This window comes from Alicyclobacillus pomorum DSM 14955 (genome assembly GCF_000472905.1).
Taxonomy (GTDB): Bacteria; Bacillota; Bacilli; order Alicyclobacillales; family Alicyclobacillaceae; genus Alicyclobacillus_A; species Alicyclobacillus_A pomorum.
Genome location: NZ_AXAR01000008.1, coordinates 24248 through 48843 on the forward strand (window position 1 = coordinate 24248; position 24596 = coordinate 48843).

24 protein-coding genes, 1 pseudogene and 2 other annotated features are annotated in these 24596 nt (G+C 53.4%); of the genes and pseudogenes, 11 read left to right on the forward strand and 14 right to left on the reverse strand.

Annotated elements, in window-relative coordinates; all coding sequences use genetic code 11:
- The first annotated feature begins 23 nt into the window (after positions 1-23).
- The 3 genes from YWK_RS0109665 to YWK_RS19300 all read left to right on the forward strand — a co-directional run bounded on the left by YWK_RS0109665 (position 24) and on the right by YWK_RS19300 (position 3774).
- Complete coding sequence (locus YWK_RS0109665) at positions 24-1613, forward strand: peptide chain release factor 3 (RefSeq protein ID WP_026964621.1); 1590 nt, start codon at positions 24-26, stop codon at positions 1611-1613.
- 79 nt (positions 1614-1692) lie between these two features.
- Positions 1693-2589, forward strand: coding sequence for an NAD(P)/FAD-dependent oxidoreductase (locus YWK_RS0109670; protein ID WP_026964622.1), 897 nt, complete (start codon positions 1693-1695; stop codon positions 2587-2589).
- A 588-nt stretch (positions 2590-3177) separates the two neighbouring features.
- Complete coding sequence (locus YWK_RS19300) at positions 3178-3774, forward strand: polysaccharide deacetylase family protein (protein WP_051375442.1); 597 nt, start codon at positions 3178-3180, stop codon at positions 3772-3774.
- A 138-nt stretch (positions 3775-3912) separates the two neighbouring features.
- Here the strand turns inward: YWK_RS19300 and wrbA are convergent, their stop codons facing one another.
- Complete coding sequence (gene wrbA / locus YWK_RS19305; RefSeq protein ID WP_415782796.1) at positions 3913-4413, reverse strand: NAD(P)H:quinone oxidoreductase type IV; 501 nt, start codon at positions 4411-4413, stop codon at positions 3913-3915.
- A 119-nt stretch (positions 4414-4532) separates the two neighbouring features.
- Positions 4533-4760 (forward strand) — a binding site (T-box leader).
- Positions 4761-4840: 80 nt separating this feature from the next.
- Positions 4841-5066: a binding site (T-box leader), on the forward strand.
- Positions 5067-5208: 142 nt separating this feature from the next.
- Between wrbA and aroF the strand changes: the two genes are divergently transcribed.
- On the forward strand, positions 5209-6063 hold the full coding sequence (gene aroF / locus YWK_RS19310) for a 3-deoxy-7-phosphoheptulonate synthase (protein ID WP_051375443.1): 855 nt from the start codon (positions 5209-5211) through the stop codon (positions 6061-6063).
- Positions 6056-6394 carry a chorismate mutase gene (locus tag YWK_RS0109695; protein ID WP_026964623.1) on the forward strand — a complete coding sequence of 113 codons (339 nt, stop codon included), beginning with the start codon at positions 6056-6058 and terminating at the stop codon, positions 6392-6394. Before aroF ends, YWK_RS0109695 begins: the two co-directional genes overlap by 8 nt.
- A gap of 9 nt (positions 6395-6403) precedes the next feature.
- Here YWK_RS0109695 and YWK_RS21885 read toward each other — a convergent pair whose 3' ends face one another.
- From YWK_RS21885 to YWK_RS0109715, 5 genes are all read right to left on the reverse strand, one after another.
- Positions 6404-6562 (reverse strand): hypothetical protein, encoded by a 159-nt coding sequence (locus YWK_RS21885; protein ID WP_156909111.1) that lies wholly within the window; start codon positions 6560-6562, stop codon positions 6404-6406.
- Between the two features lie 95 nt (positions 6563-6657).
- Positions 6658-6840 (reverse strand): hypothetical protein, encoded by a 183-nt coding sequence (locus YWK_RS0109700; RefSeq protein WP_026964624.1) that lies wholly within the window; start codon positions 6838-6840, stop codon positions 6658-6660.
- A gap of 168 nt (positions 6841-7008) precedes the next feature.
- Positions 7009-7539: a chromate efflux transporter ChrA gene (gene chrA / locus YWK_RS0109705; RefSeq protein ID WP_026964625.1), complete on the reverse strand. Its 531-nt coding sequence runs from the start codon at positions 7537-7539 to the stop codon at positions 7009-7011.
- Positions 7536-8105 carry a chromate efflux transporter ChrB gene (chrB, locus tag YWK_RS0109710; RefSeq protein ID WP_026964626.1) on the reverse strand — a complete coding sequence of 190 codons (570 nt, stop codon included), beginning with the start codon at positions 8103-8105 and terminating at the stop codon, positions 7536-7538. Before chrB ends, chrA begins: the two co-directional genes overlap by 4 nt.
- Before the next feature lie 220 nt (positions 8106-8325).
- Entirely contained in the window at positions 8326-8571 is a 246-nt protein-coding gene (locus tag YWK_RS0109715; protein ID WP_026964627.1) for a YuzB family protein, read from the reverse strand.
- 316 nt (positions 8572-8887) lie between these two features.
- Between YWK_RS0109715 and YWK_RS0109720 the strand changes: the two genes are divergently transcribed.
- Together YWK_RS0109720 and YWK_RS0109725 are read left to right on the forward strand one after the other, a co-directional pair.
- Positions 8888-9784, forward strand: a complete 897-nt coding sequence (locus tag YWK_RS0109720; protein WP_026964628.1) for an AAA family ATPase — start codon at positions 8888-8890, stop codon at positions 9782-9784.
- Between the two features lie 54 nt (positions 9785-9838).
- Complete coding sequence (locus YWK_RS0109725) at positions 9839-11764, forward strand: vWA domain-containing protein (protein WP_026964629.1); 1926 nt, start codon at positions 9839-9841, stop codon at positions 11762-11764.
- 86 nt (positions 11765-11850) lie between these two features.
- On the opposite strand, the gene YWK_RS0109730 is transcribed toward YWK_RS0109725, so the two are convergent.
- On the reverse strand, positions 11851-13176 hold the full coding sequence (locus YWK_RS0109730; protein ID WP_026964630.1) for a sensor histidine kinase: 1326 nt from the start codon (positions 13174-13176) through the stop codon (positions 11851-11853).
- On the reverse strand, positions 13173-13865 hold the full coding sequence (locus YWK_RS0109735; RefSeq protein ID WP_026964631.1) for a response regulator transcription factor: 693 nt from the start codon (positions 13863-13865) through the stop codon (positions 13173-13175). The genes YWK_RS0109730 and YWK_RS0109735 overlap by 4 nt, the downstream gene beginning before the upstream one ends.
- A gap of 321 nt (positions 13866-14186) precedes the next feature.
- Between YWK_RS0109735 and YWK_RS21890 the strand changes: the two genes are divergently transcribed.
- Positions 14187-14363 (forward strand): SHOCT domain-containing protein, encoded by a 177-nt coding sequence (locus YWK_RS21890; protein WP_156909113.1) that lies wholly within the window; start codon positions 14187-14189, stop codon positions 14361-14363.
- Between the two features lie 160 nt (positions 14364-14523).
- Here YWK_RS21890 and YWK_RS0109745 read toward each other — a convergent pair whose 3' ends face one another.
- The 3 genes from YWK_RS0109745 to YWK_RS0109755 form a co-directional block, all read right to left on the reverse strand.
- Positions 14524-16431 carry an APC family permease gene (locus tag YWK_RS0109745; RefSeq protein ID WP_051375444.1) on the reverse strand — a complete coding sequence of 636 codons (1908 nt, stop codon included), beginning with the start codon at positions 16429-16431 and terminating at the stop codon, positions 14524-14526.
- Positions 16432-16482: 51 nt separating this feature from the next.
- Positions 16483-16767, reverse strand: a complete 285-nt coding sequence (locus YWK_RS0109750) for a hypothetical protein (RefSeq protein ID WP_026964633.1) — start codon at positions 16765-16767, stop codon at positions 16483-16485.
- A 291-nt stretch (positions 16768-17058) separates the two neighbouring features.
- Positions 17059-18180, reverse strand: a complete 1122-nt coding sequence (locus tag YWK_RS0109755; RefSeq protein ID WP_026964634.1) for a D-alanine--D-alanine ligase — start codon at positions 18178-18180, stop codon at positions 17059-17061.
- Between the two features lie 210 nt (positions 18181-18390).
- Here YWK_RS0109755 and YWK_RS0109760 point away from each other — a divergent pair, with 210 nt between their 5' ends.
- Positions 18391-19782: a UDP-N-acetylmuramoyl-tripeptide--D-alanyl-D-alanine ligase gene (locus YWK_RS0109760; RefSeq protein WP_026964635.1), complete on the forward strand. Its 1392-nt coding sequence runs from the start codon at positions 18391-18393 to the stop codon at positions 19780-19782.
- A gap of 136 nt (positions 19783-19918) precedes the next feature.
- Here YWK_RS0109760 and YWK_RS19320 read toward each other — a convergent pair.
- Positions 19919-20500, reverse strand: a pseudogene (locus tag YWK_RS19320) (NAD(P)H-dependent oxidoreductase).
- Positions 20501-21040: 540 nt separating this feature from the next.
- Between YWK_RS19320 and YWK_RS19325 the strand changes: the two are divergent.
- Positions 21041-21616, forward strand: coding sequence for a TIGR00725 family protein (locus tag YWK_RS19325; protein ID WP_051375445.1), 576 nt, complete (start codon positions 21041-21043; stop codon positions 21614-21616).
- A 100-nt stretch (positions 21617-21716) separates the two neighbouring features.
- On the opposite strand, the gene YWK_RS0109775 is transcribed toward YWK_RS19325, so the two are convergent.
- Complete coding sequence (locus YWK_RS0109775) at positions 21717-22445, reverse strand: DsbA family oxidoreductase (RefSeq protein WP_026964636.1); 729 nt, start codon at positions 22443-22445, stop codon at positions 21717-21719.
- 101 nt (positions 22446-22546) lie between these two features.
- On the reverse strand, positions 22547-23314 hold the full coding sequence (locus YWK_RS0109780) for an SDR family oxidoreductase (RefSeq protein WP_026964637.1): 768 nt from the start codon (positions 23312-23314) through the stop codon (positions 22547-22549).
- A gap of 196 nt (positions 23315-23510) precedes the next feature.
- On the opposite strand from YWK_RS0109780, the gene bioB reads away from it, so the two are divergent.
- Positions 23511-24509, forward strand: coding sequence for a biotin synthase BioB (gene bioB / locus YWK_RS0109785; protein ID WP_026964638.1), 999 nt, complete (start codon positions 23511-23513; stop codon positions 24507-24509).
- Positions 24510-24596 lie beyond the last annotated feature (87 nt).

A 24596-nucleotide genomic window follows, 5' to 3' on the forward strand; every position in this document is an offset into this window, starting at 1 on the left:
TACACGGACATGGAGGCGACTGAATGGGAACATTACAGCAAGAAATACAGATGGAAACGAACAAGCGCCGAACGTTTGCCATCATTTCTCATCCGGATGCCGGGAAAACCACGCTCACCGAAAAACTCCTGCTGTTTGGCGGAGCCATTCGCGAAGCGGGAACCGTCAAAGGTAGAAAGGCGAGGCGCCACGCGACCTCCGACTGGATGGAAATCGAAAAGAAGCGCGGAATTTCGGTCACATCGACCGTTTTGCAGTTTCATTATCAAGGCTACCACATCAACATCCTGGACACGCCAGGACACGAAGACTTCAGCGATGACACCTATCGCACGCTCACAGCTGCCGACAGCGCCGTGATGCTCATTGACGCCGCCAAAGGCGTCGAGCCGCAAACCATTAAATTGTTTGAGGTTTGCCGTATGCGCGGAATTCCCATTTTCACGTTCATCAACAAGTTGGACCGTCAAGGGAAGGATCCGTTGGCATTGCTGGAAGAAATCGAAGCCGTTCTCGGCATCCGCTCGTGCCCAATGAATTGGCCCATCGGCATGGGCGCAGATTTCCAAGGCATCTACAATCGCGGCGACAACTGCCTGGAACAGTACAGTGGCCGTGCGACAGAATCGACAAAAGTGTACGTGACCGACGTCGAAGATGCGCGTCTGCGCGACATCCTCGGCTCTGCCGCTCACGAGAAGCTGATAGAAGACGTGGCTTTGCTCGATATCGCAGGGGATCCGTTCGATGCAGAGCTGGTGGCACACGGCAAACTCACGCCCGTGTTCTTTGGCAGTGCCATCTCCAACTTCGGTGTGGAAACGTTTCTCAACCAGTTCATCAACATCGCGCCGCCGCCCGGCCCCCGGCGGACAGAAGACGGAGACCTACATGACACGACTTCTCCGTTTTCGGGATTTGTCTTTAAAATCCAGGCCAACATGAATCCTGCACACCGGGACAGGGTGGCCTTTCTCCGCATCTGCTCCGGCAAGTTTGAACGGGGAATGACCGTGCGCCACGTGCGAACCGGAAAGAACATCAACCTGTCTCAGCCACAGCAATTCTTCGCCCAGGACAGAACGATGACCGAAGTCGCATATCCCGGCGACATAATCGGTATCTTTGATCCGGGTATTTTCCAAATTGGAGATACGCTGTGCCTGGAAGGCGCGTTTCAGTTCGAGCGGCTTCCCCAGTTTTCACCGGAGCACTTCGCCCGGGTGTCCGTGAAAGACACCCTCAAGTACAAACAATTTCACAAAGGGCTGCAGCAACTCGCCGAAGAAGGGGCGGTTCAGGTGTTCCGGATGGTCAATCGAACCGAAGACATGATCCTCGGCGTGGTCGGCCCGCTGCAACTGGACGTGTTTGAGTATCGCTTGAAAGCGGAATATGGCGCTGAGATTCACATCTCGCACCTACCGTATCGATTTGCTCGGTGGCTCAAGGCCGACAACCCAGAGACACTCAATTACGATCACGCCTCGTGCCTGATGGTCCGAGATCACCACGACCGCCTCGTGATGTTGTTCCCGGACGAATTTTCGCTGCGCTGGGTGACGGATAAAAACCCTGGGGTTTCACTGTATCCCACATCGTACGGCCTGTAGAGGAATTCCAATTTCTGCGTAATGAGCACATTTGCGGGGAACCCTGATGAGGAACCATGTGAGGAAGGGGCGTCCGCATGTGCGTTACGACTGTATCGTGGTGGGCGGAGGTATTGCAGGGCTTCAGGCGGCCATTCAGCTGGGTCGCTATCGCCATCGAGTGCTCGTCATTGACTCGAACAACGGGCGGTCGTCTCTGTGCCGTAGCTACCAGAATCTCTTAGGATGGCCAAACGGAATCAGCGGACAGGAACTGCGGGATATCGGTAGACGCCAAGCAGAGACACTCGGCGTGAAATTTGTTTCAGATACGGTGAATGAAGGGAACCGAGACGACGACTGCTTTCGACTGTCTTGTCGAAGCGGAAGTCACTACGAATGCAATCGACTCCTCATTTCTACGGGGATTTCTGACAACATTCCGATGCTGCCGCAAGTGCGTGAGTGCCTGGGCGTCACCGTATACGTCTGCCCAGATTGTGATGGGTACGAAATTACCAACAGGCGAACCCTGGTTCTTGGAGCTGGCAACGTCGGAGCAAACATGGCCCTCACGTTGACGTACTGGTCGCGCGATTTGGTCTACATCAATCATGAGCAGACCCTCGTGGACGCGTCACTCTTAGACCAACTCCGTCAGCAATCGATTGAATACATCGCCGAACCGATTGTGGAAGTCATCACTGACGGGGTCAACATCCGCGGAGTGGTCCTGCAGAGCGGATCAAGAGTCACCGGTGAGCGGGGATTCATCGCCTTCGGTGGAAACGTTGTGCACTCTGCCCTCGCCAAGCAACTCGGCGTAGAGCTGTTGGAAAACAAGCACATCCTCGTGGATCCCCGCACGAAAATGACCAATGTCCCCTTCGTCTGGGCCGCCGGCGACGTCGTTGCACACTCGGAGCAGGTGAGCATCGCCATGGGCGAAGGTTCGCAAGCAGCCATTTGGATTCACAGAAGCCTACTGTCCGAATAAACCACCTCCATCACGCCGCCAGGGACTCTCTTCTTGGCCCGCAGCTCCCACAGCACGGAACATTTCGCATGCGGGCCGCTCTACCCTCCCTCGAAAAGCTCCACAATTGTTTTCGAATAATTTGTATACTTATGTCACATCGCGGCGCTATATGTCGTCAGTATTGGTAGCAGCATCGGGGGAGGCTATCAGACGTGAAGGGGAAATTGACACTTGCTACACTAGCAACGTTGTCCACTGTGGGGTGCGGGGTGATGGCGGGCGGCCTGAGCGACCGATCGCTTATCGCCTATCGGTTTCAACAGAACAGCGCGCTAGATTCAAGTCGAATGATGACGAGCAATACCGTAAACACAACACCCTTATCAGATTCTCGTAATATGACTGAATCGTCCAGCACGACGGCCATCGTCAACGGGAGTTCACCTGCAAACACAGGATCAAGTGTCAATATCGTGCAATCTGGAGGCCCGGCAGTCTCCAAATCGTCGCAAAGCAGCACATTGACGCACGAAACAGACGTGTCTCGGAACGGCTCTCCGCAGCCCGGCCATGTCTACGCCTCCCGCACCTGTGGTGGGTACGAACGTGAACTATTGGGAGCATGAGCCTGCACTTCAATCCCAAGGAAAGGACGTCGTGCTTACGTTTGACGATGGCCCAAGTCCATGGACTGCCTATTTAATCCAAACACTAGACCAGCAACACGTACCCGCCGTCATGTTTTGGAACACGTATCACCTGTCCTATGTATCTGAAGAAGTTTGCTTATTACTGAAGAACTCTCCAAACATCATCGTCGGTGACCATACGGCTGACCACCCGAATCTATTGAAAATCGGATACGCAGATCAGTTTCGGGAAATCGTTGACGCGAAGCAAGAGATTGAAAACAAGACGGGCGAGCCCGTTGTCTTCTTCCGCCCCCCGTACGGAAACTACAATGCAACGACCGAACAAATATTAAATCAGGCGCATTTGACGCCAGTGATGTGGGATATCGACTCGCTCGACTGGAAGTACAATGGCAACAAGCAAGCCATTCTGAATACCATTCAGAGTGAACTTCGGCCAGGAGCGATTATTCTGATGCACGACCACAAAGATACCGTCGACTTCTTGCCAGACCTCATCGCCATGTTGCGCAAGGATGGATACGGGTTCACGACCCTTCAGACATCCTGATGACCCTTGAACGACGGAGTAGCCAGTGTCACAGATGGCGGGTGCGGGTCCACGTATGCCACTCCAGACCCTACAAAAGAAGGCGGCCGACGAAAGCCGCCTTCTTCCATTTTCCTTCAAAGTAACAGACCAAAATGCTCAACCCTGCTTTTGCCCAGCTTTGATCCACTGCGCGACGGAAACCACGCGCTTCGCCTGAATCTTCACTGCTGTGATGGTGTTCTGCGGAACGCTGCCGTCTTCCGTGGTCGTCGCACTCGTACCGTAGGGGTTCCCACCTGCGGCGAACAGAGCCTGATCCGTGTAGCCGGGAGCCACCACAATGGCACCCCAATGGTACATTGAGGTGTACAAGGACAAGATGGTCGCCTCTTGCCCCCCGTGCGGGTTTTGCGCGCTTGTCATGGCGCTGACCACCTTGTTCACGGTCTTTCCTTGGGCCCAAAGTCCCCCCAATGTGTCCAGGAACTGTTTCATCTGTGAGGCGACGTTACCGAACCGGGTGGGCGTACTGAATATGATGGCGTCAGCCCAAGCAATATCATCTGCTGTAGCCGTTGGAACATCTCTCGTTGCTTCGTGATGCGCTTTCCAACCAGGAGTGGATGCTATCGCCTCTTCCGGCGCCAATTCTGGCACCTAGCCAACCATCCGGTGTTGGACTACGAAATATGGGTGCGATGTTGACGCCCGTCGGGCCATATTCCCTCTTGACGCAGCTGTACACATACGGTAAAATTTTACTCAAACTTCACATCACAATGGCTGAGATGGAGAGAGTACGGATTTGATTCAGCGTAGAGAGTCGGTGGTTGGTGCAAACCGACCTGAAGCAAATACCGGAAGTTCACTCCTGAGCCGCCAGGTGAACGCCCTTAGGGTTACTAGCCTGCGCCGGAAACCGTTCGATGTTTTCGTTATCTCAATGAAGTGAAGGCACATGCCTTCATGTAGGGTGGTACCGCGAGTTCAATCTCGTCCCTTGTGGGACGAGATTTTTTGTTCAGCGACTTGTACATCGCGGCGCACAACGGGTTTACCACTTATTTCGCTGTCGCTGAATATACGAAAAGCGTTGATGGAGAGAGTAGATGCCGCATTCAGTGCAGAGAGCCGGCGAATGGTGCGAGCCGGACTGAAAAAGCGTCGAAGTTCACTCCGGAGCTGTCAGGTGAACGCCTCCTAGGCCAGTAGTCTGTACCGGAAGCATCCCAGTGTTTCCGTTATCCCAACGAAGTGAAAGGCATTGACGCCTTGCATTAGGGTGGTACCACGAGAACCTCGTCCCTATCTGGACGAGGTTTTGTGATTCCTGCCAACCCTCTCCGTGCAAGAGGCGTCAGCCGACAAGTAGGGTGGTACCGCGAGAAGATCTCGTCCCTAACCGGACGAGATTTTTGTTTACAACCAGTCAAACCAAAGGAGGAGATTGTCGTGACCGCACGTTCAGTCCAGTGCCCGTACAAGTTGGCCAGTCGAATGCTTCATCCAGATTCCACAGTGGTACAGGTAGGTCGCCTTGCTATCGGCGGCTCCACCCCCGTTGTCATTGCCGGTCCGTGTTCTGTTGAAAATCGTGATCAGATCCTGGACATCGCTCAAAGAGTTCAGAAACTCGGCGCACATATGCTGCGCGGAGGGGCGTTTAAACCACGGAGCTCCCCGTACTCCTTTCAGGGACTTGGTGAGACTGGGCTACAATTTCTGGCCGAGGCAGGCCAGGCGACAGGCCTCCCTGTCGTGTCAGAAGTCATGGACATCGAAAACCTGTCCATGATCTGCGAATACGTGGACGTCCTGCAAATCGGTGCAAGAAATATGCAAAACTACCCGCTGCTCAAAGCCGTCGGGAAGACGACCAAACCGGTCATCCTGAAGCGGGGGCTGGCCGCTACCATTGAAGAATGGCTGTTGTCTGCGGAGTACATCCTGAACGAAGGAAATCCCAACGTCGTCTTATGTGAACGGGGAATCCGCACTTTCGAAACATCTACCCGCAACACGTTGGACCTGAACGCCGTGCCTGTGGTGAAAGAGCTGAGCCACCTCCCCATCATCGTAGATCCCAGTCACGGAACCGGGGTAGCACGGTACGTTTCGGCAATGAGTCTCGCAGCGGTCGCTGCAGGCGCTGACGGACTCATGCTGGAAGTGCATACTTCCCCGGAAACCGCGCTTTCGGACGGTCCGCAAAGTTTGACCCCAGACGAGTTCGGGCTCCTAATGAGTCGAATGGAAACCCTTGTGTCTTGGGCCAACACAGTCGAAGAGGTACCTGTACATGGATGACGCCCGCACGCTGTTGGATGGATACCGGCAACAGATTGACGCGTTAGACCATGAGCTGCTCGAATGCCTGCGCCGCCGCTTCCAGCTGACCACGAAAGTAGCGGCGGTCAAGCGCAAAATGAAAGCTCCGGTGTACCAACCCAGCAGAGCAGCCGTCGTGGAACAGCACTACGTTCAGTTGGGAGAATCCTACGGGCTAAGCAGAGAGTTTGTGGTTCAATTGTGTCAAATGATTCACGCCGAATCCTGTCGGTTGCAAGCCGAAACCGGATTGGCATGGTCTCCACACGCGGAACCCATATCAAAGCCTGAGGCTCCGTTGGATGGATGATTTCATGTGTCACAAGATGGGGGATAAAAAGTGGCAAGGGTAAGCGTGAGGATGGATGACACCTGGATTGGTCTCACGTGCCCATCCGTGCGACGAATCGTCTCCAGCGTATTTCGACACGCGCCACAGCCATTCGACGACATTTTTCTCCATCTTTGAAAAAGTCATCCGATCTCTTCCTGCTCTACTCGTCGTTCACGCTCACTGAATGCCTGTTATACCTGCACAGAAGACCGCCTGAAGAGGCGATCTTCTTCTTTGTGTTAACCTTCATCTTCGTGAGACTCGGGACGTACGGGACTGGTATACCACCCCACACTCATGTCCGGAATTTCGCGTTTTGTCGTTCGAGCAGACGTTGCTTCCGGCAGAGCCTCGACCATTTGCAATTTCACAATGTCGTCTTCAGATAATATCGTTTCTCCACAGCCCCTGTCGGGTTTCACAGCCAACACTCCTCACACTTCGGATGCGCTTGTCAGAAGTGTAACCCGATGTGGATTCGGTTATGATGCGTAACGATTTGCAAAATCGCAACGAACACAGGGTTTAGCATATGAAACCGGAACCGTTCCGAATACAACGAAGAGACCTTCCAACGGGGTTCCTGGTCGTCAGCGTATGACAAATCCTCCGTACAAACAAGACGCCACGATGACAAGCGCAGGGTGAATTTTGAATTTCTGCATGGCAATGACCGCAACAAGCGCAATCGCAAAGAACTGAATGTAACCAATGTGTCCTACGGACTCCGCGCCAATTTGCCAGGTTAAGACGACCATGAGTATGGCAATCACAGGCTGCACCAGGATGGTCATGCCTCGAACAACGGACGACTGTCGGTACCGATGGAAGAGACGGAGGAGCGCAATCATCGCAAGTGCGGAAGGCACAATGGTGGCCAGCAAAGCAACCACCACACCGCCGAGTCCACCCACGCTGTAACCCACGAAGGCCGCAATTTTGGTGGCAATCGGACCAGGTAACGCGTTGGCCAGCGCGAGTGCGTTGGCAAATTGAGCATTGGTCATCCAGTGGTAGTGATTCACAATTTGGTCTTGCATCAACGGAATCGACGAAGGCCCCCCGCCGTATCCCAACACATTGGCGGTGAAAAATCCGAACAAGAGGTGCAGCAGATTCACGCCGAGCCCCCCTTATCGCGCTTCGCGTCCTTCACGTACCGGACAATTCTCATGTGCACCGCACCGTAGCCGAGGAAGAGGATGACAACAATGCCTGTATTGAGCTGAACGACTACCAGAAGTACCAACGCAACGGCACAAAACAGGGCGGCGAGTGGAAGGCCCAGTCCTTTGCGCGCCTTTTCGGCGAATTCGTACGCCATGACGGCCAGCATCGCAACAATCACTGGGCTGACCGCCTCAATCATCCCCGCGACAAATTTGGACTGCCGAAGCGCACTGAGGGCGGACACCAGGAGAACCATGGCAACACAAGTGGGCAAAATGTGTGCCAATACGGCGACGACAGCGCCCGTAATCCCCTTCTGCCGATAGCCAAGATAGGCGGCCATCTTGGTGGCAATGGGACCGGGGAGTGAATTGCCAAAAGCGAGAATTTCCGCAAACTCCTCGTCCGTCACCCAATGGTACCGACGAACCGCCTCGTAGCGAAATAAGGGCATCACGGAAGGACCTCCGCCATAACCTAGAATTCCTGCTCGTACCATGGCAACCACAATGTCCATATACGATTTGACTCTGCTCACAAGCTCACCTCAGCACACTCAATTCTCCATGGATGAGGACAAGACCGACCCATCAAGGCAGGCATGGCCGGCAATCCCGACATGCGGATGGTTTGACAGCAGATGAACCTGCCCCTCTGCCCATCCTACACAAATTTGGAGAGCGAGCATAGAGATGGCACCCCCCAGATTCGGAGAGGTGCCATTATGCGCTTCTTCTTCAGTCCCTTAATGCAGCCAGTTCACGTTCAATGGCCGCGCGAATCAATGTGAGACATTCCTCCACCGTATTCGCATAGATTCGTTGTCCGTTGACCAGTGCGTAGGGCCTGACTCTGCACAGCCCACAAAAACTGAGACACTCGCTCCGCAACACGGCCACCTCAGGGTACTCTGCTTCAAGCTGTTCCAGATCAATATGACTTAACAGATTGCCATCGCACACTTCAACGACGATAATCCCGATGATGATCACCTCTCGATACCTACAAACACCACGTCAATGAGAAACACACTGCAACCTCACATACAAATTCGCCAGGAATGAAATACACACAAACTCCTGCGAAGCCTGTATCTTACCACAACAGTAACATTGTAACCCGATTCACTCACCACTCGGTCACGCATATCCAATGGTGCATTTACCCAATTGATGGATGCCATCATTCCCTGCCAAGATGTCCCCTGTATGAACGCTGGGATTGCGTTACGATGGACGGTGGATGATAAGGCCGAGTAACATGATAAAGGACAAACTGACCTAGAAGGATGTTATGACGATGTGGAATGATTTGCTTCAGGTCGACTTACCTGACCATATACAAAACGCACTGGAAGCTGCAAAATCTACCCGATCCGCGCTCTCACCAGAAGACCTCGCACTGCTTGGACGCCCGGGTTACACACCGCCCACTCCGTCCGTGTTGTACGACGCTGTCGTGGCGTTTGCACTCGGGAAGAACATACTTCTGAAAGGACCCACAGGTTCCGGCAAGACCAGACTGGCTGAGATGTTGTCCTGGCTGTTTGCACAACCCATGCACAGTATCAACTGTTCTACAGACCTAGACATTGAAGCATTGCTCGGATTCAAGACACTGACCCACGACGGCTCCAAGCAAGCCATCGAATTTATTCCTGGCCCAGTGGTCAAGGCCATGACCTCAGGGCACGTTCTATACATTGACGAAGTGAACATGGCGAAGCCGGAGACCTTACCTGTATTGAACGGGGTCCTCGACTACCGCCGAAGCGTTGCCAACCCGTTCACTGGGGAGGTCGTGCACGCCGCCGAATCCTTCCGCGTCATTGCGGCCATCAACGTCGGTTACATCGGAACCGTACCGCTCAATGAAGCGCTGAAGAATCGATTTGTGGTGATTGAAGTGCCATATCTGCAAGGGGAGAGGCTGAAACAATTGCTGCGACAATCCAGCCGTTTGAAGGACGAGAAACTGCTTGACGGTTTTGTGCAACTGTCTGCGGATTTAGTGAATCAGGTGGAGCTCGGGCAACTCCCGGATGAGGCAGCCTCCATCCGAGCGTTGATAGACGCTGCTGATCTCTCCGTCTACATGCCACCACGTCGCGCCATTCAACGGGCCATCACAGCGAAGTTGGACGACGAGAGAGAACAGCTGGCGGTCGAGAACATCGCGGAGACATTGTTTGCTTGATGTCCGCCGGAATGCATGGATGACTGGGTCAACCCTTTAGCTAGGATGATGTGGATGAAGTTCTTTGATATTCCGGATGAAAGCGAGCGGATCCCCACCAAGGTACACATGCAACTTCTGGATCTCGCCCGGACGCTTACACGCAATCCAGAACTTCAACTCGAATTTGGACTGCACGCGTTGTACGACGAAAGTCGAAACCGATTGACGGTGAGCACGTTCTGGGAGCGTATTGATGAACCGCAACGCCTCGCCGGCATGAAGAGTGACGTGTACCTCCGCGCCATCGGCAATGCTTGGTTTTCCAGCGCTGTGGAGACTCGTCGGTATCTAAGCGCGAGTCGTCCGCTGCCAAGCTTGGCAAACCAGCTGTTTGCACTGTGTGAAGACATGCGGTTGGAGCGCATCTGCCGCAAGGTCCGCCCGGGGACGGCCCGTGCTTTTACCACACGGCACCATGTATATCGAGCATTTGCAGCGCAACAACAAGCCCTTCGCACGCGCCAAGGACACCTTGCAGATGTACTGGTACTCTATCTGTATCAACAATTCGTGGCCACGTTCAGATATGTTCCACCAGAGGCGAACTTGCCGCCCCAACTGGATTGGGCCCAAGCGCACGTCGACGCCCTCGTGACAGACGTAACAAGTGCCCAAGCCACCGCTGACATTGCTGCCGCGTGCCAGCGTTTTCTCGCGGCAGTGTCTCCGATGCTGGTGGAAGACGTGAAAGCCACGTATTTCCTCACTCACCAGCACAACGCCGCGCAGGACGCCATGGACGATACAGAAACCTTTACTGAGCTGGTGCGTACAAACCAGCTCGACAACGACATCTCAGAAACGCCAGCACCACCAGATGAGGCCAACCGTATCGACGAGTCCATGGAGATATGGCACCGCGAGACAGAAGATGAAGCAGGAAACCTGTTGCAGATGAACCTGGAGCGCGGAACTCCTTCTCACCAACGAGCAGAGGCTTGGAGAGAAGGAGACGACCCAGCGGCGGCGTTGTCTGATGTCGTACAAGGCGCATCACAATCTGCGGCACAGCACGACGTTGCGGAGGACGCTGCACCTTCCATTCGGAGAAGCGGATCCAGTCGTTCAGACAAAAACCGCCGTGTGCCGAAGACGTCTGTCCAACATCGATTCCTCCCCCGCGTCCAACCGTCGAAAACGGATTTCACGGCCTACGGCGACATGGTGGATCAGGTGGCTTCATGGACATTGCGCCTCAAGCATATTATCGAAGCAGAGTTGCAACCGAAACAAACCGGACGGCGCGAAGGGTTATTGGCGGGGCGTCTGAGCACGAAACTGGTACGCGCCGTGATAGATCCGACACCGCGTATGTTTCGGAAGAAGCAGAGCCCGATCCATGAATGGGATGCCGCGTTCGTACTGCTGGTCGACTGCTCAGGGTCCATGTTTGACCGAATGGAGGACACCCGACTCGGTGTGACCTTGTTTCACGAGACGTTGAAGGCGCTGCGCGTGGTCCACTCTGTCGTCGGTTTCTGGGAAGACACAGTAGGTATCCAGTCCGATGCTTCACTCACCCTGTTTCAACCCGTGATTGAGTTCGAAGAGTGTCTCAAGCCATCGGTGGGACCAGCCATATGCCAATTGGAGTCCCATCTTGACAACCGGGACGGATACGCGATTCGCGTCATGGCGAAGAAACTCGCAAGGCGCCCTGAACGGAGAAAGTTTCTGATTGTGTTTTCAGACGGCGAACCGGCTGCATTGAACTACGAAAACAACGGGGTTTACGATACGCACCAAGCCGTGTTAGAAGCCCGACGACAAGGGATCCAGGTGGTCAACCTGTTCTTGACCGGGGGACGCGGGACAGCGAATACGGAGAAGGCCATTCGCGACATCTACGGTCCCGGTGCTGTGACCGTGACCGACGTCGAGCAATTGGCAGATGCGTTTGCCCCCGTGCTGCGCAGATTGCTCTCCAGCGTGGTATGAAAGTGGCGCGCGCTGGGGTGCCGTGTGCGGGGGTACCCGACCGCGCTTCACCGCCTAGCCCACATTACGGCGTATACCGCGGCGGCCTATTCGTGACGCGATATCCACCCTGTGAGAATGGCACCTCCCGTCACTTGATTCGCCGCGACAAGGTCGCCCCCATGCGCCCTGAGAATGCGCCTGGCAATGGTCAGCCCCAACCCTGCGCCACCGGTCTCCCGATTTCGGGATGACTCGCCGCGGTAGAGGGGTTGGAAAACGTGAGCCAAATCGTCCGGCGCTATCCCCGTACCTGTGTCCGCAACGGAGAACGTCACTCGGTCGGGGTCCACTATCCATCGAATAGAAATCTCCCCGCCGGGCGGCGTGTGTCTCAGTGCGTTGTCGAGAAGATTGTCCACCGCACGTTCCAGGAGATGTTTGTCTGCCTCAATCACACACCTCGTCTGGTCGCCGCGAAGTGTGAGAGATACGCCTTTTTCCTGTGCGCGTGGCCGCAGACTATCCGCTGAGCATTCTAGTAATTGCGCGAGGTCCACTGTCTCAACGCGAAGAGTTTGTTCCATGTATTCCAATTTGGTGTACGCAAACAGGTCAGAGACAAGTCTGTCGAGTTGATCCGATTTCTCTTTACAGACTGTAATGTACTTCGATATCTTTTCTGGCGAATTGGCAATCCCTTGCTCGAGTCCGTCCAAGTATCCACGCAGGGCAAACAGCGGCGTGCGCAGATCATGTGCGATAGCGCCGATGAAAAAGCGCCGCTCCTCCTCCAGTCTTGCTTGACGCTCAATCGATTCTCGAATCCCCTGACCCATTGCGTGAAACGCTGTACGCACTTCGTCAATCTCAGTGACGCGCGTGCTGGGAAGCTCAAAATCGAGGTCGCCACCCGCAATCTGTCTCGCGGCCTTACTCATCGCTTCAAGCGGCCTGACCACGTACCTTCGCATCTGAAGTCCGACGAAAAAGATGGCAAATACCACTGCGGCGATGGCAGCCACCGAAGCTAACGCATCATGCTGCATCGGAGTGAACAGGCTCACCGTACCCATTTGCCGTCCACCTTCCACCACGACGGCCTTATTCGCGGGCTGCATCCAGTGTCTCACGTGCGTCGTACCGAGTATTTCCGTCCCGTCCGGTGATTGAATGACGGCGTCTACCCCCAATTGACCCAGTTCACTTCGGATGGTGTTTTGCCACCGTGCGTTATGCCACGATTGCGGAGAGTCCGCGATGTCCCGCATGGCGGTGTTTAGTGCAGTGGCGTACTGTTGGCTTTGCCTTTGCGCCGACTGGTAATGCAACCTCTGCTCCAGCGCGTGTACGGCAAAGTACGACAACCAGGGAAAAATGACGATGGATAGCATTCCAATGGCCATCCACTTGCGGACTCTGAGCGTTTTCATCGCTTTGTACCTTCGAAACGGTATCCAACGCCCCATACATTCACAATCCATTCGGGGTGATTCGGGTCGGGCTCAATTTTCTCCCGAATGCGACCAATGTGGACCCGAACGGTGTGCTTGTCACCAACATCGCCCCAGAATCGCGCAAGAAGCTGTTCATACGTGAACACCTGGCGAGGATGTTCACACAACAAGACGAGGATCTCGTATTCCTTGGGCGTCAAGGAGATCTCCTTTCCGTCAACCCGTACCTCATGTGCCCCGACATCCAACACGAGGCCCCCAAAGTCCAGTATGGTGTCGCGACTCGTTCTTTGCGTGCCATACCTTCGCAAGACGGCCTTTACTCGTGCCACAATTTCGGCCGGCGACGCGGTCTTGACAATGTAGTCATCCGCGCCCAATCCAAGCCCCCGTATCTTATCCACATCGTCACCGCGCGCGCTGAGAAACAGAATTGGTACATCACTTGTGGAGCGGATGTGCCGACAAAGTTCAAACCCACTCTGTCCTGGCATCATGATGTCTAACAGCACACAATCCACTGTACGCTGTTCCAGTAATGCCTGGGCTTCATCGGCATTCAGCGCTCCCTCTACGCGAAACCCTTCGTTCTCCAGAAAATCCCGCATCAATTCGACGATGGCTTTGTCGTCATCGACGACAAGAACCGTTGCTGCAGACTCCATACTTCCTCCATTTGTCAACGAACGTCATTGGCTTCGCTCGCCTGTTCGGACTTGCCCATGTACCAGTGAGTGTACCACGCCCGCCAATACCAATGACCGAACGAGAGAACAACTGTGATGGATCTGTGCCGCGTTGTTGATCACTTTGTGACGATTTGTCCCACGAATTCGTGAGGTGACTCGGATATGCTCTTCCTGTGTTTCGTGCCAAAATGTGTACCACGGACAGACGCGTCACATGGAAAGCTGTATCCAGAAGGAGTGTTGCATATGTGGTCGGGACATCCTGGATTTTGGTTCTGTCCATTTGGAGTCTTGTTGGTGGCGTTGCTGGTATGGTTCCTCATATTCAGATTGTTTGTATTCCGACGCTATGGACGTTGCTGCCATGAGGCACAAAGCAGCCGTGAAGCCGAGGCGATTCTTAAGCGTCGCCTGGCAAACAGCGAAATTGATGAAGCCGAATACCAGCGAATCATGGATCTGTTGAAAAAGTGAGTGCACGGTGAAGCGTTTGTCGAGGATGGGGGACTGCAGCACGTCGCAATCTCCCTCCTCCTGACGCTTCGCTGTGACAATTTGCAGGCCACGCCTTCTCCGGAGGCTCGTTGCCGACGGAGCCTATTGGTGTATCGCTCATAGACCTCGATTGGACAAATCAATCACTCAAGTGGTATGGAACCGTCGTGATGACAACTTCCTTGTGCCGGATCATCCACGCACGGATGAGTAGAGCAGTCTGGTTATGTAAGATGTACTGCCACCATCTTCTAGGAACAAATTGCGCGATTAACAAGTGAATATGATCCGGCTTATGCCCTTCCGCGGTTTCAAGCATCTTCACGAACCGGGACAGCGGTGAAAGCAAGGAGCGGTACTCGTTCTTGATGGTCACAAGTCGGCAAGGTTCTCCCCACTCTTCCCATTTTTCCTTCATCTTTTCAATCGACTCGTCGTCGAATCCCACATACAGTGCAATCACATCGGTTCCCAGGCTCTTTGCAAACTCGACGGTATTTAGCACAACTCGATGAATGCCGGAAACCAACACCACAGAAATCACACGGTGCGAAGACGGACGCATCGTTTTCAGGTCGATTCTGAGTTCCTTGGCCACATGGTCGTAATGCCGTCGTATCGACAATGCAGCCAATACCAGGAGTGGAAGCACAATCAATACAATCCACGCCCCATCCTGGAACTTCGTGACGGCAAAAATGGCCGCAACCAAAGCCGTGATCACGGCGCCAAAGATGTTGATGCCAGCCTTGGTCTTCCAGAACGCGTCTTTGACCCGAAACCAGCGACGGGCTAAACCAATCTGCGCCACTGTAAAGGCGACGAAAACGCCGATGGCGTACAAAGGAATCAAGGCATTGGTCTGCGCGTTAAATGCTTCAATGAGCAAAGCCGACAATGCCGCGAGGACAATCATGCCGTTGGAATACCCGAGTCGGTCGCCTCGGATGTTCAGCGAGCGAGGTAGGAACCGGTCGGTGGCCACCAGTGCCGCCAATTGAGGGAATCCCGTAAATGTGGAATTGGCCGCCATAATCAGAACAATAAACGTGGACCAAATGATGATTTGGTAAATGATACCGTGTCCGAAGTACAGTCCCGCTAGTTGCGAAAGCATCGTATTGTGCGGATTGACCGACACGCCTTTGACATACAGGTGATACGCAAATCCCAACAGCGTTCCGCCTGTGATCACGCCAAGCCCAATGTACGCCTTAATGGCCCCTCTTTCCCCTTCACGGAACACCGGGACAGCGTTTGAGATGGTTTCTATCCCCGTCAGAGCGGAACAGGCTGAACTGAATGCCTTCAGAATCAGTAAGATGGACAGCCCATGGGGAACAGTCCCGAACGCCGGCGTCGTACTCTGGGTAAATCCGTGCCGCATTTCATCGACAAATCCCGTTACGATGAGCGTCACCATGCTGAGCATGAAGACAAACGTGGGCCATGCAAAAATGGTCGCTGATTCACTGACGCCACGTAGGTTCACAATCAGGATAATCAACACGCACAAAATGGATAACGTCGTGGCATATGGGGCCAGAACAGGATATGCGGACGCCATCGCCTGAATCCCAGCAGATACAGACACGGCAACCGTCAATACATAATCCACAAGCAACGCGCTGGCTGCGAGAAGAGAGACCCAGGGCTTCTTGAAGTTGTCCTTCGCGATGGCGTACGCTCCGCCACCATTTGGATACGCAAGTACACCCATGATGTACGACACAATTAACATGAACAACAGACAGACGGTTGCGGCAGTGATGGGCAGTACCAACCACTTCACTGCATCCCCTAGGTGAGCGAGTTCCGTAATCCCAGCCTCAGGGCCATACGCGACCGAAGAGTATAAGTCAGCCGATAAAATCGGGAGTGCAATCAACCACACCAGCTTGTTGTGTGCCGCATTCAACTCCCTGGTTCGCATCGGACGACCTATCAAGAATCGCTTGACTGCTCCGAAGTTGAAAGCAGCATATAAAACTGCCATACTCGCCGCGAAAATTAATACAGGATGGATCCAAGGCCATGCCTTGACCATAGAGAAGTCCTCCATTTCAATCAATCGTCGCGTAATCGCTCTTGCACCGGATTATCCATTCAACCTCATGTTCGTCAACTTCCATTGCTGGATACCTGTCAACACCTTCCTGGATTCTTCTTTCGACACAGGGAATAGGATGACAGGCTGTCCATGCTGATGAATGGCAATCACGCGTATATCGTAGTATTTACCCAATGTGGTATTCGGAATCAGTTCGACCACAGTCTGAAGATGGTTTAGTTTCACATCTGTCTCGTGTCCGTTCAACGAGATGTGCAATACATCCCCGTCGTATGTAAGCTCCAGACTCTCATTTCGCAGTATTGCCTTCACTAGTCCATCTCCCCGCGTCGTTGTTCAATGTGCACAAAAATGGGTCAACCTACCCTCTCCTGCTCACTGGAGCCATTTTCAACCGCTCCAGCCTAAAACTCAACTGACAATGCAGTCGATTTGAGGCTGTGAGTCGAGTATTTCCTCGAATAGCACTTTCAACCTGCGCGTCACGCTCAATAGAGTAAGTTGCGGCAGCCCCCGAACATAACAAAACCCTCCTTGCGCGAAGCTGGCGCTGCCCGTCGCTCCGCACAAAAAGGGTTGTAGAAGGTGGTTTTATTTTACGACTTACTGTGTATTCACGTCGTTCGAAGACCTGTGTTTCTCTTCATGGCGTTCAATCGCCAGTTCAATCAATTTGTCAATCAGTTGCGAGTAGCTGAGGCCTGTCGCTTCCCAGAGCTTCGGATACATGCTGTACCGGGTAAAACCGGGCATCGTGTTGATTTCATTCACGAGCACGCGGTCCGTTCCTTTTTCGACGAAGAAGTCAATGCGCGCCAACCCACTGCAGTCCACAGCCTGGAACGCTTCGACAGCCAGTCGGCGAATCTCGTCCGTTACCTCGGGTGACAGCTTGGCTGGAATGACCAGTTCCGACTCGCCATTGATATATTTGGCGTTGTAGTCGTAAAACTCGTTGGATGGGATGATTTCACCGGGGACAGAAGCCTTTGGATGGTCGTTGCCAAGGACAGCGACCTCAACTTCGCGGACGTCAAGTCCTTGTTCCACGACAATCTTCCGGTCGTACTTCGCCGCCAGATTCAGCGCGTCCTGCAAGTCGTCGCGACTTTTGACCTTGGAAATCCCGACGCTTGATCCCATGTTGGCTGGTTTCACGAAGCAAGGATATCCAATTTGTGATTCAATGTCGTCAATGACAGACTGCGGTGACGACTCCCAGAATTTTCGCGTGTAAAACGTATATTTGACCTGCGGCAACCCAGCTGCAGCAAACAGTTTTTTCATGAAGACTTTATCCATGCCGACTGCGGAAGCGAGCACTCCGGCACCTACGTAGGGTACGTCGAGTACTTCGAGCATACCTTGAATCGTGCCATCTTCTCCGTTGGGACCATGCAGAACGGGAATCACCACGTCAATCGCTTCCGTCAAGTTGGGAACCGCCGATCCACTCCGCAAAGCGGTCTCCACAGACGAATCGGAAACAGGGATCAACGCGTCCGTTTCCACCGATGCACCCAGGGAGACTTGAGCTTCGGCTTCCAGCGCGCGAAAAGCGTGCGGTCCAACAACCCAATGGCCCGCCCGACTGATGCCAATCGGGACAGCGACGTATTTCTCCGGATTCAGCGATTGTATGATAGATTGCCCAGACTGCACGGAGACTTCGTGCTCACCAGACTTGCCGCCAAAAATCACACCGACTCGAATGCGCTTGTTCACATCGTCAACTCCTTCTCCAATTACATCTATAGCTTATGCCTAGAAGGTGGGCGGTGTCATCCTCCAGATTTAACATCCGACGTTGGATTTGCGAAAAACTGCCCTGCTTACAGCAGGTTCACACTTGTTCTCGCGTGCGAGCCACTCGATTTGCGTGTAAGATGAATCCTGGATCACAAAGCTTTGATAAACCGATTGGGGTGTTCACGCATGTTGCCGCTCACAACTGGACAAATCCGTGAAATCGTACAAGGTGCGCTCTTACACGGAAGTCCTCAGTATACAGTAACCGGAGTCGCCATCGACAGCCGAAAGGTCAAACCTGGCGATGTGTTTGTAGCCTTCGTAGGAGAAAAGGTGGATGGACATGCTCACGTTGACGACGCGTTCCGACGCGGAGCGTCGGCGGCCATCGTAACAAAAAACGTTGAGACGAATAGCGCGGACGGCGCCGTCATTCACGTGCAGGATGCGTTGTACGCCATGCAAATGCTCGCTGCACATGAGCGCTCATCCTTCGCAGGCCCCGTCATCGGCGTGACCGGGAGCAACGGAAAGACGACCACCAAGGACATGTTGGCCGCCGTCTTCGGCGTGAAGGGGCCCTGCTTGGCAACCGTAGGCAATCACAACAACGAATTGGGACTGCCCTTGACGATTCTGGAGCGAAAGCCAGAGCACCAGTCCATGGTTCTGGAAATGGGCATGCGTGGCATGGGCCAGATTGCCACATTGTGTGAAATTGGTAAGCCCACAGCGGGTATCATCACCAATATCGGACAAAGCCACATCGAAATACTGGGCAGTCAGGAGAACATCGCGAAAGCGAAAGCCGAGTTGTTAGAGGCTGTGCCAGGGGACGGCATCTCTGCGCTGAACAGAGATGACGCTTGGTTGGTGAAAATGGCGGATCGGGCATCATCTAGGGTGCTATGGTACAGTTTGGAGTCAGAAGCAGATGCGTACGCAACCGACGTCCAGCCGCGCAAGGACGGAATTTCGTTTACTGCTCACGTCCTCGGACAGTCTCATACCGTGGCGTTGCCCATGCACGGCCGACACAATATTGCCAATGCGCTGGGTGCCCTCGTACTCGGCGCCGCACACGGAATACCACTCCCCGACATGGCTGATGCTCTGCAACACATGAAGACAACCGGCGGTCGGTTACAAGTGAAGCAAGGGCTCCGTGGATGGACCGTGATTGACGACAGCTACAACGCGAGTCCTATCTCGATGAAAGCGAGTCTCTCTGCAATGAAAGACATCGCGGCAGGGAACCCCACCGTCGCCGTACTTGGGGACATGTATGAACTGGGCGACTACGCGGAAAGTGGTCACCGGGAGGTAGGTGCGTACGCAGCGCAATTGGGGATGGATCTGTTGATTGCCATCGGGCCGATGGGCGCGTGGATTGCTGAGGCAGCTCGCGAAGCTGGATGTCGAGACGTTGTACATTTTGCCGATAAACAGCAGGCGCTCGAGCAGATTTCCGAGCTCATCCCGGCCGACGCAACTGTGCTCGTGAAGGCTTCTAGGGGTATGCAATTGGAGGACGTCGTGGCAGTGCTGACGCCCGATAACAGCGGCGCTGACTCATGAGGGTCCTTCATTACAGCCCGTGATGGAGCCATTTCTGCATCCGAGCAATATTGCCCAGGCCCTTCGACCTGGGCACGTTCCGCTCGGTAGTGGGGGTCGCGATGTTTGGGTAACCCAAAGCCACCAAAAACACCCCTCACTTCAATCCGTACCGAACCTGGCGATAGACGCGGTTGAGCCACTTTTCACGACCACGCTCTGAACTCCGTTTGACTCCTGCAAACACGAACCTTCGAACCGGACGTACTCCGCAAAACTTTAGCGTCGCATCCCGTATCGCAATCCACTCAGCGTTCCGACGAAACACCCTCGCATACCACTGTGGAGAATCCATCGTGTAAAACACCCATGCTGATTTGCCACGTAGTAGTCCTTTGGGAACTATACCCTCATATGTATACGCAAATCCCTAGGCCAAGACCCGGTCAAAGAAACCTTTCAATATCGCCGGTGTACCACACCACCACAACGGATAGATGAAGATCAGGTGATCTGCCCACCGTAACAAATCACGGTAGTGTGCGGTTTCTGGGTGATCCTTCAGGTCCCTGCGTCGGAATGTCTCATTGACGACCAAGACCGGATTGAAATTGTCCTTATATAAATCCACCACGGTGAATGTGTGACCCGCCTCTTGAAGGCCGCGTTCCACTTGCCGTAAGATGGCGGCATTGAAGCTCTGAGGATTGGGATGAGCATACACAACCAACACGTTCATAAGTATCCCTCCTGAGTGAATCTGTTAGAACAGTGCGGACCATCCCTCCTTCACCTTCATTCGCAATCTATCTTGTATAAGGGACTTTTAACCTTCAAATGAATTCTCCGGCTTTGCGGCGGAACCCCCTCGTAATATTAAGACATTTACAACGAAACGGGAATTACCTATGCGAAAATGCAATACAGTTGAAAAAAGGAACCGAACAAGGATTAGAAATATTGCCACCTGTGACGTGGACCGAAACAAATCTTCTCCAAAAAATTCCTGGTTCGTATGTTTTCATCAGTTAGCACCTTCGTGGCATACCCCCAATCAACTGGTTGCACGATTTTCCATCGACATTTTCTTGTTGATGACATTAAAGAACAGCATACTTGTGCGCAAAGGTCTTAGCGTCCAGTTCTGTTTGCCACCCCCAGAGTGATACACTTACATGAGCGATTTGCAAAATTCCGTTAGTGGTTTAAGTGCGACGATATGTCGATCGAGTTTTGCAAAACGCTGACATGAAACGAAATTGAACAAAGGAGATACAGCATGATTCGAATCGGAGTGATTGGCCAATCCGGCGTCGTCGAACCGGAAATCCTCCAATTGGCGGAAGATGTCGGCAAGGAAATTGCGTCGAGAGGTGCAGTGCTGTTGACAGGTGGCACCAATGGGGTTATGGAGGCTGCATCCAGAGGAGCCAAACAGGCAGGTGGATTGGTCATTGGCATTTTACCAGGAGACGATGCGAGCGTCGCCAATGAGTACGTGGATATTCCTATCACCACCGGGTTTGGTTTTGATTACCGCAGCATGGTGCTCATTCATTCATCCGACGCAATCATTATGATCAGCGGTGGAATCGGTACGTTGGTGGAACTCTCCGCAGCGTACATGCGGCGAATGCCGGTGGTTGTGATGGAGTCGTCCGGAGGATGGGCAAGCAGGGCAAAAGAGATTGCATACGATGGCCTGTACTTGGACCACCGCCGAGAGAGCTACGACGGAAAACTCGACTTCGCCACCACGCCCAGCGAAGCACTTGATTTTGTCATGGAAAAAGTACAGGTACGTAAACAGAACCCAGGAACTGAACGAAAAACCAAAATCGACGGACAGCAGTAAGTGTAAGGACTGGCGTGCCGAGGACGGAGAAATCGGAGGGGAACTTGGGGCTGTCCCATCGCCACATGCGCTGGAGGGGCAACCCCGCCCCGCTAGAAATTCAGTCTTTTTTCGTTGGGATTTCACACCTTCCGTCCGCGCACATGGATGTGTCCGTCGCATTCCCGCTTGGTTCATGTACCATAGTGAGCGGTGTTTCTTCATCCCAAGCTTTCTGTAGCGCTTCGACGAACACTTCAACCGGCTGGGCGCCGGAAACAGCGTATTTCCGGTTGATGACGAAGAACGGCACACCGCGAATACCCAGTCTTTGTCCTTCTTGCTCGTCCATCCGTGCAGAACCTGCATACGCATCACTGGCCAACATGTTGGCAGCCGCTTCTTTGGAGAGACCGATGTCCGCCGCCAGTTGCGATAACGTCTCACGGTCACCAATGTGTTTGGACTCCGTAAAGTACGCATGAAACAACCGTTCCGCCATGTCGTTCATTTTTCCGTGCTCTGCGGCAAAATGCGTCAAGCGATGGGCATCAAACGAGTTTGTCGGAATCATCGTGTCGAAGTGATAGGTGAGTCCCACCGCTTGAGCACGCTTCGCGACTTCATCGTTCATCGCTTTCGCCCGTTCAATGCTCATGCCATACTTCTCTGCGAGCAATTGGTGCATGTTCTTGCCAGGGTTCAGTTCGGCGTGGGGATCGAGTTCAAAGCTGCGATAGACAATGTCAACCTCATCACGAAACGGCAATTGGCTCAGTGCCTGCTCCAAATGCCGCTTTCCGATGTAACAGAATGGGCAAACGAAATCAGACCAGATTTCGATTTTCATATTCCAGCCTCCTTGGGATGCCTTCCAGCGTAAATTCAGACCAAGATGAATGTCCTCGGCAAGGATGTCCATGTTCCATCTCGTGAGGCCGCAGCCATCCATCAGTCCAGAAAGTCAGGATTGTTGCGTAAAAACCCTTCCCACATGTGCTTCGTTGCTTGATCAATCTCGTCCCGCGACGCACGCCCTCGCTTCTCCGTGCCGCCATAACCGATTTCCAGATGACCGGCTTCAAAACCTTTGAACACGGCGTCCGCAAACTCGTCCACAGGTACACCAAACGTGTGCAGACCGGGGCCCCCCAAATCCGTATTCACCGCTGGCGGCAGAACTTCTACAACCTCCACGTTGGTCTCCGATAGTTGGAGACGCAATGTCATGGTGAATGAGTGTAGGGCAGCTTTCGTCGCACTGTAAATCGGGGCCCACGTCGCTGGCGTGATGGCCAATCCAGAAGACACATTGATAATCGTGGCATTTTTCTTCCGCACCAAATGAGGCACAAACAGCATGGTCAAGTGGATTGGGCCTTCCAGATTGGTGGCGATTTCTTGATGATAGCAACTCCAGTCATGGTCCGGCTTTCGCAGGTTCACCCTCTGCTGAATCCCTGCATTGTTCACCAGAACATTGAACTCTGGATACTCACGGGTGACCCATGTCAGCAACGATTTTCGATCCGCCTCCTCCGCGACGTCGCACACACGAGTATGTAACTGGGGAAACCTCTGCTTTGCTTCGTTCAACTTCTCCGGGCGACGTCCGCACACGATGACTTCGTTTCCGGCGTTGAGAAAACGTTCTGCGAGTGCCAAGCCAATGCCGGAAGCACCACCTGTAATCAAGACCGTGTTCCCCGTGATGTTCATCCAAGAGCCCCCTCGTCAAAACTGGTATCCTCTTGTAGATTATCCTTCAAATGATGGAAAGTTGAAACCTGTAGGACACCGTGGCAACCGCGACTCTATTGATCAAATCTTCAAAATTCACTCTTTACAAGGTATTGCGCTATTGTTAACCTTGATTTTGCACGAGGTTAACAATAGGCACGAGGAGGACGTGTGCATGTCCGTAGTGACGACAAAAAGAAACTGGGAGCACCTGGCGCATGAGGTCATCCGCGGATACGAAGTGTCCCGAGAAGATGCCCTTCAAATCTTGCGGGAGTCAGACGACAGGCTACTGGATTTGTTGAGCGCTGCATTCGTGATCCGGCGCAAGTACTTTGGTAAAAAGGTCAAGTTAAACATGATTCTCAACGCAAAATCCGGGCTGTGCCCTGAAGATTGCTTCTATTGTTCACAGTCCATCATTTCGGAGGCGCCCGTTGAGAAGTACCCGCTTCTCTCGAAAGAAACCATATTAGCAGGTGCAGAGGAAGCGCGGCGGCGCAAGGCTGGTACATACTGCATTGTCATGTCCGGAAGAAGGCCTTCCAATCGCGAGATTGACCAGGTGGTCGAAGCCGTTCGAGAAATTCGGGCAAATACTGACTTGAAAATCTGCTGCTGTCTCGGATTCCTGAGCCCTGAACATGCGGAGAAACTGGCCGATGCAGGCGTACAACGGTACAACCACAACCTGAACACGAGCCAGAAGAATTACGAGAATATTTGTACGACGCACACGTACGAAGATAGGGTGGAAACCATACAGCAGGTCAAACAAGCAGGTATGTCACCATGTTCAGGTGCGATTTTCGGCATGGGGGAAACGGACGAAGAGCGAGTCGACATCGCCTTCTCCTTGAAGGCGCTCGATGCGGACTCCATTCCGTGCAATTTTCTCAATCCCATCGACGGAACTCCACTTGCTGGTCGACGTGAGCTGACACCGACTGCGTGTTTGAAAATCCTTGCCATGATGCGTTTTGTGAATCCTACAAAAGAGATACGTATTTCAGGCGGTCGAGAGGTCAACCTACGTCATTTACAGCCTCTGGGTTTGTATGCAGCGAACTCCATCTTTGTGGGAGACTACTTGACAACGGAAGGACAGTTGCCAGATGCAGATTGGCAGATGATTGAGGACCTTGGATTTGAAATCGAGGAGTGCGCATTGTAAGCACGTCCCCACCTGCTGAGAGAGGGCGAGCAGAACGCGGAAATCTGAACGACGTTGGGGTGCACGATGAGGGGGTCCCCCTTACCG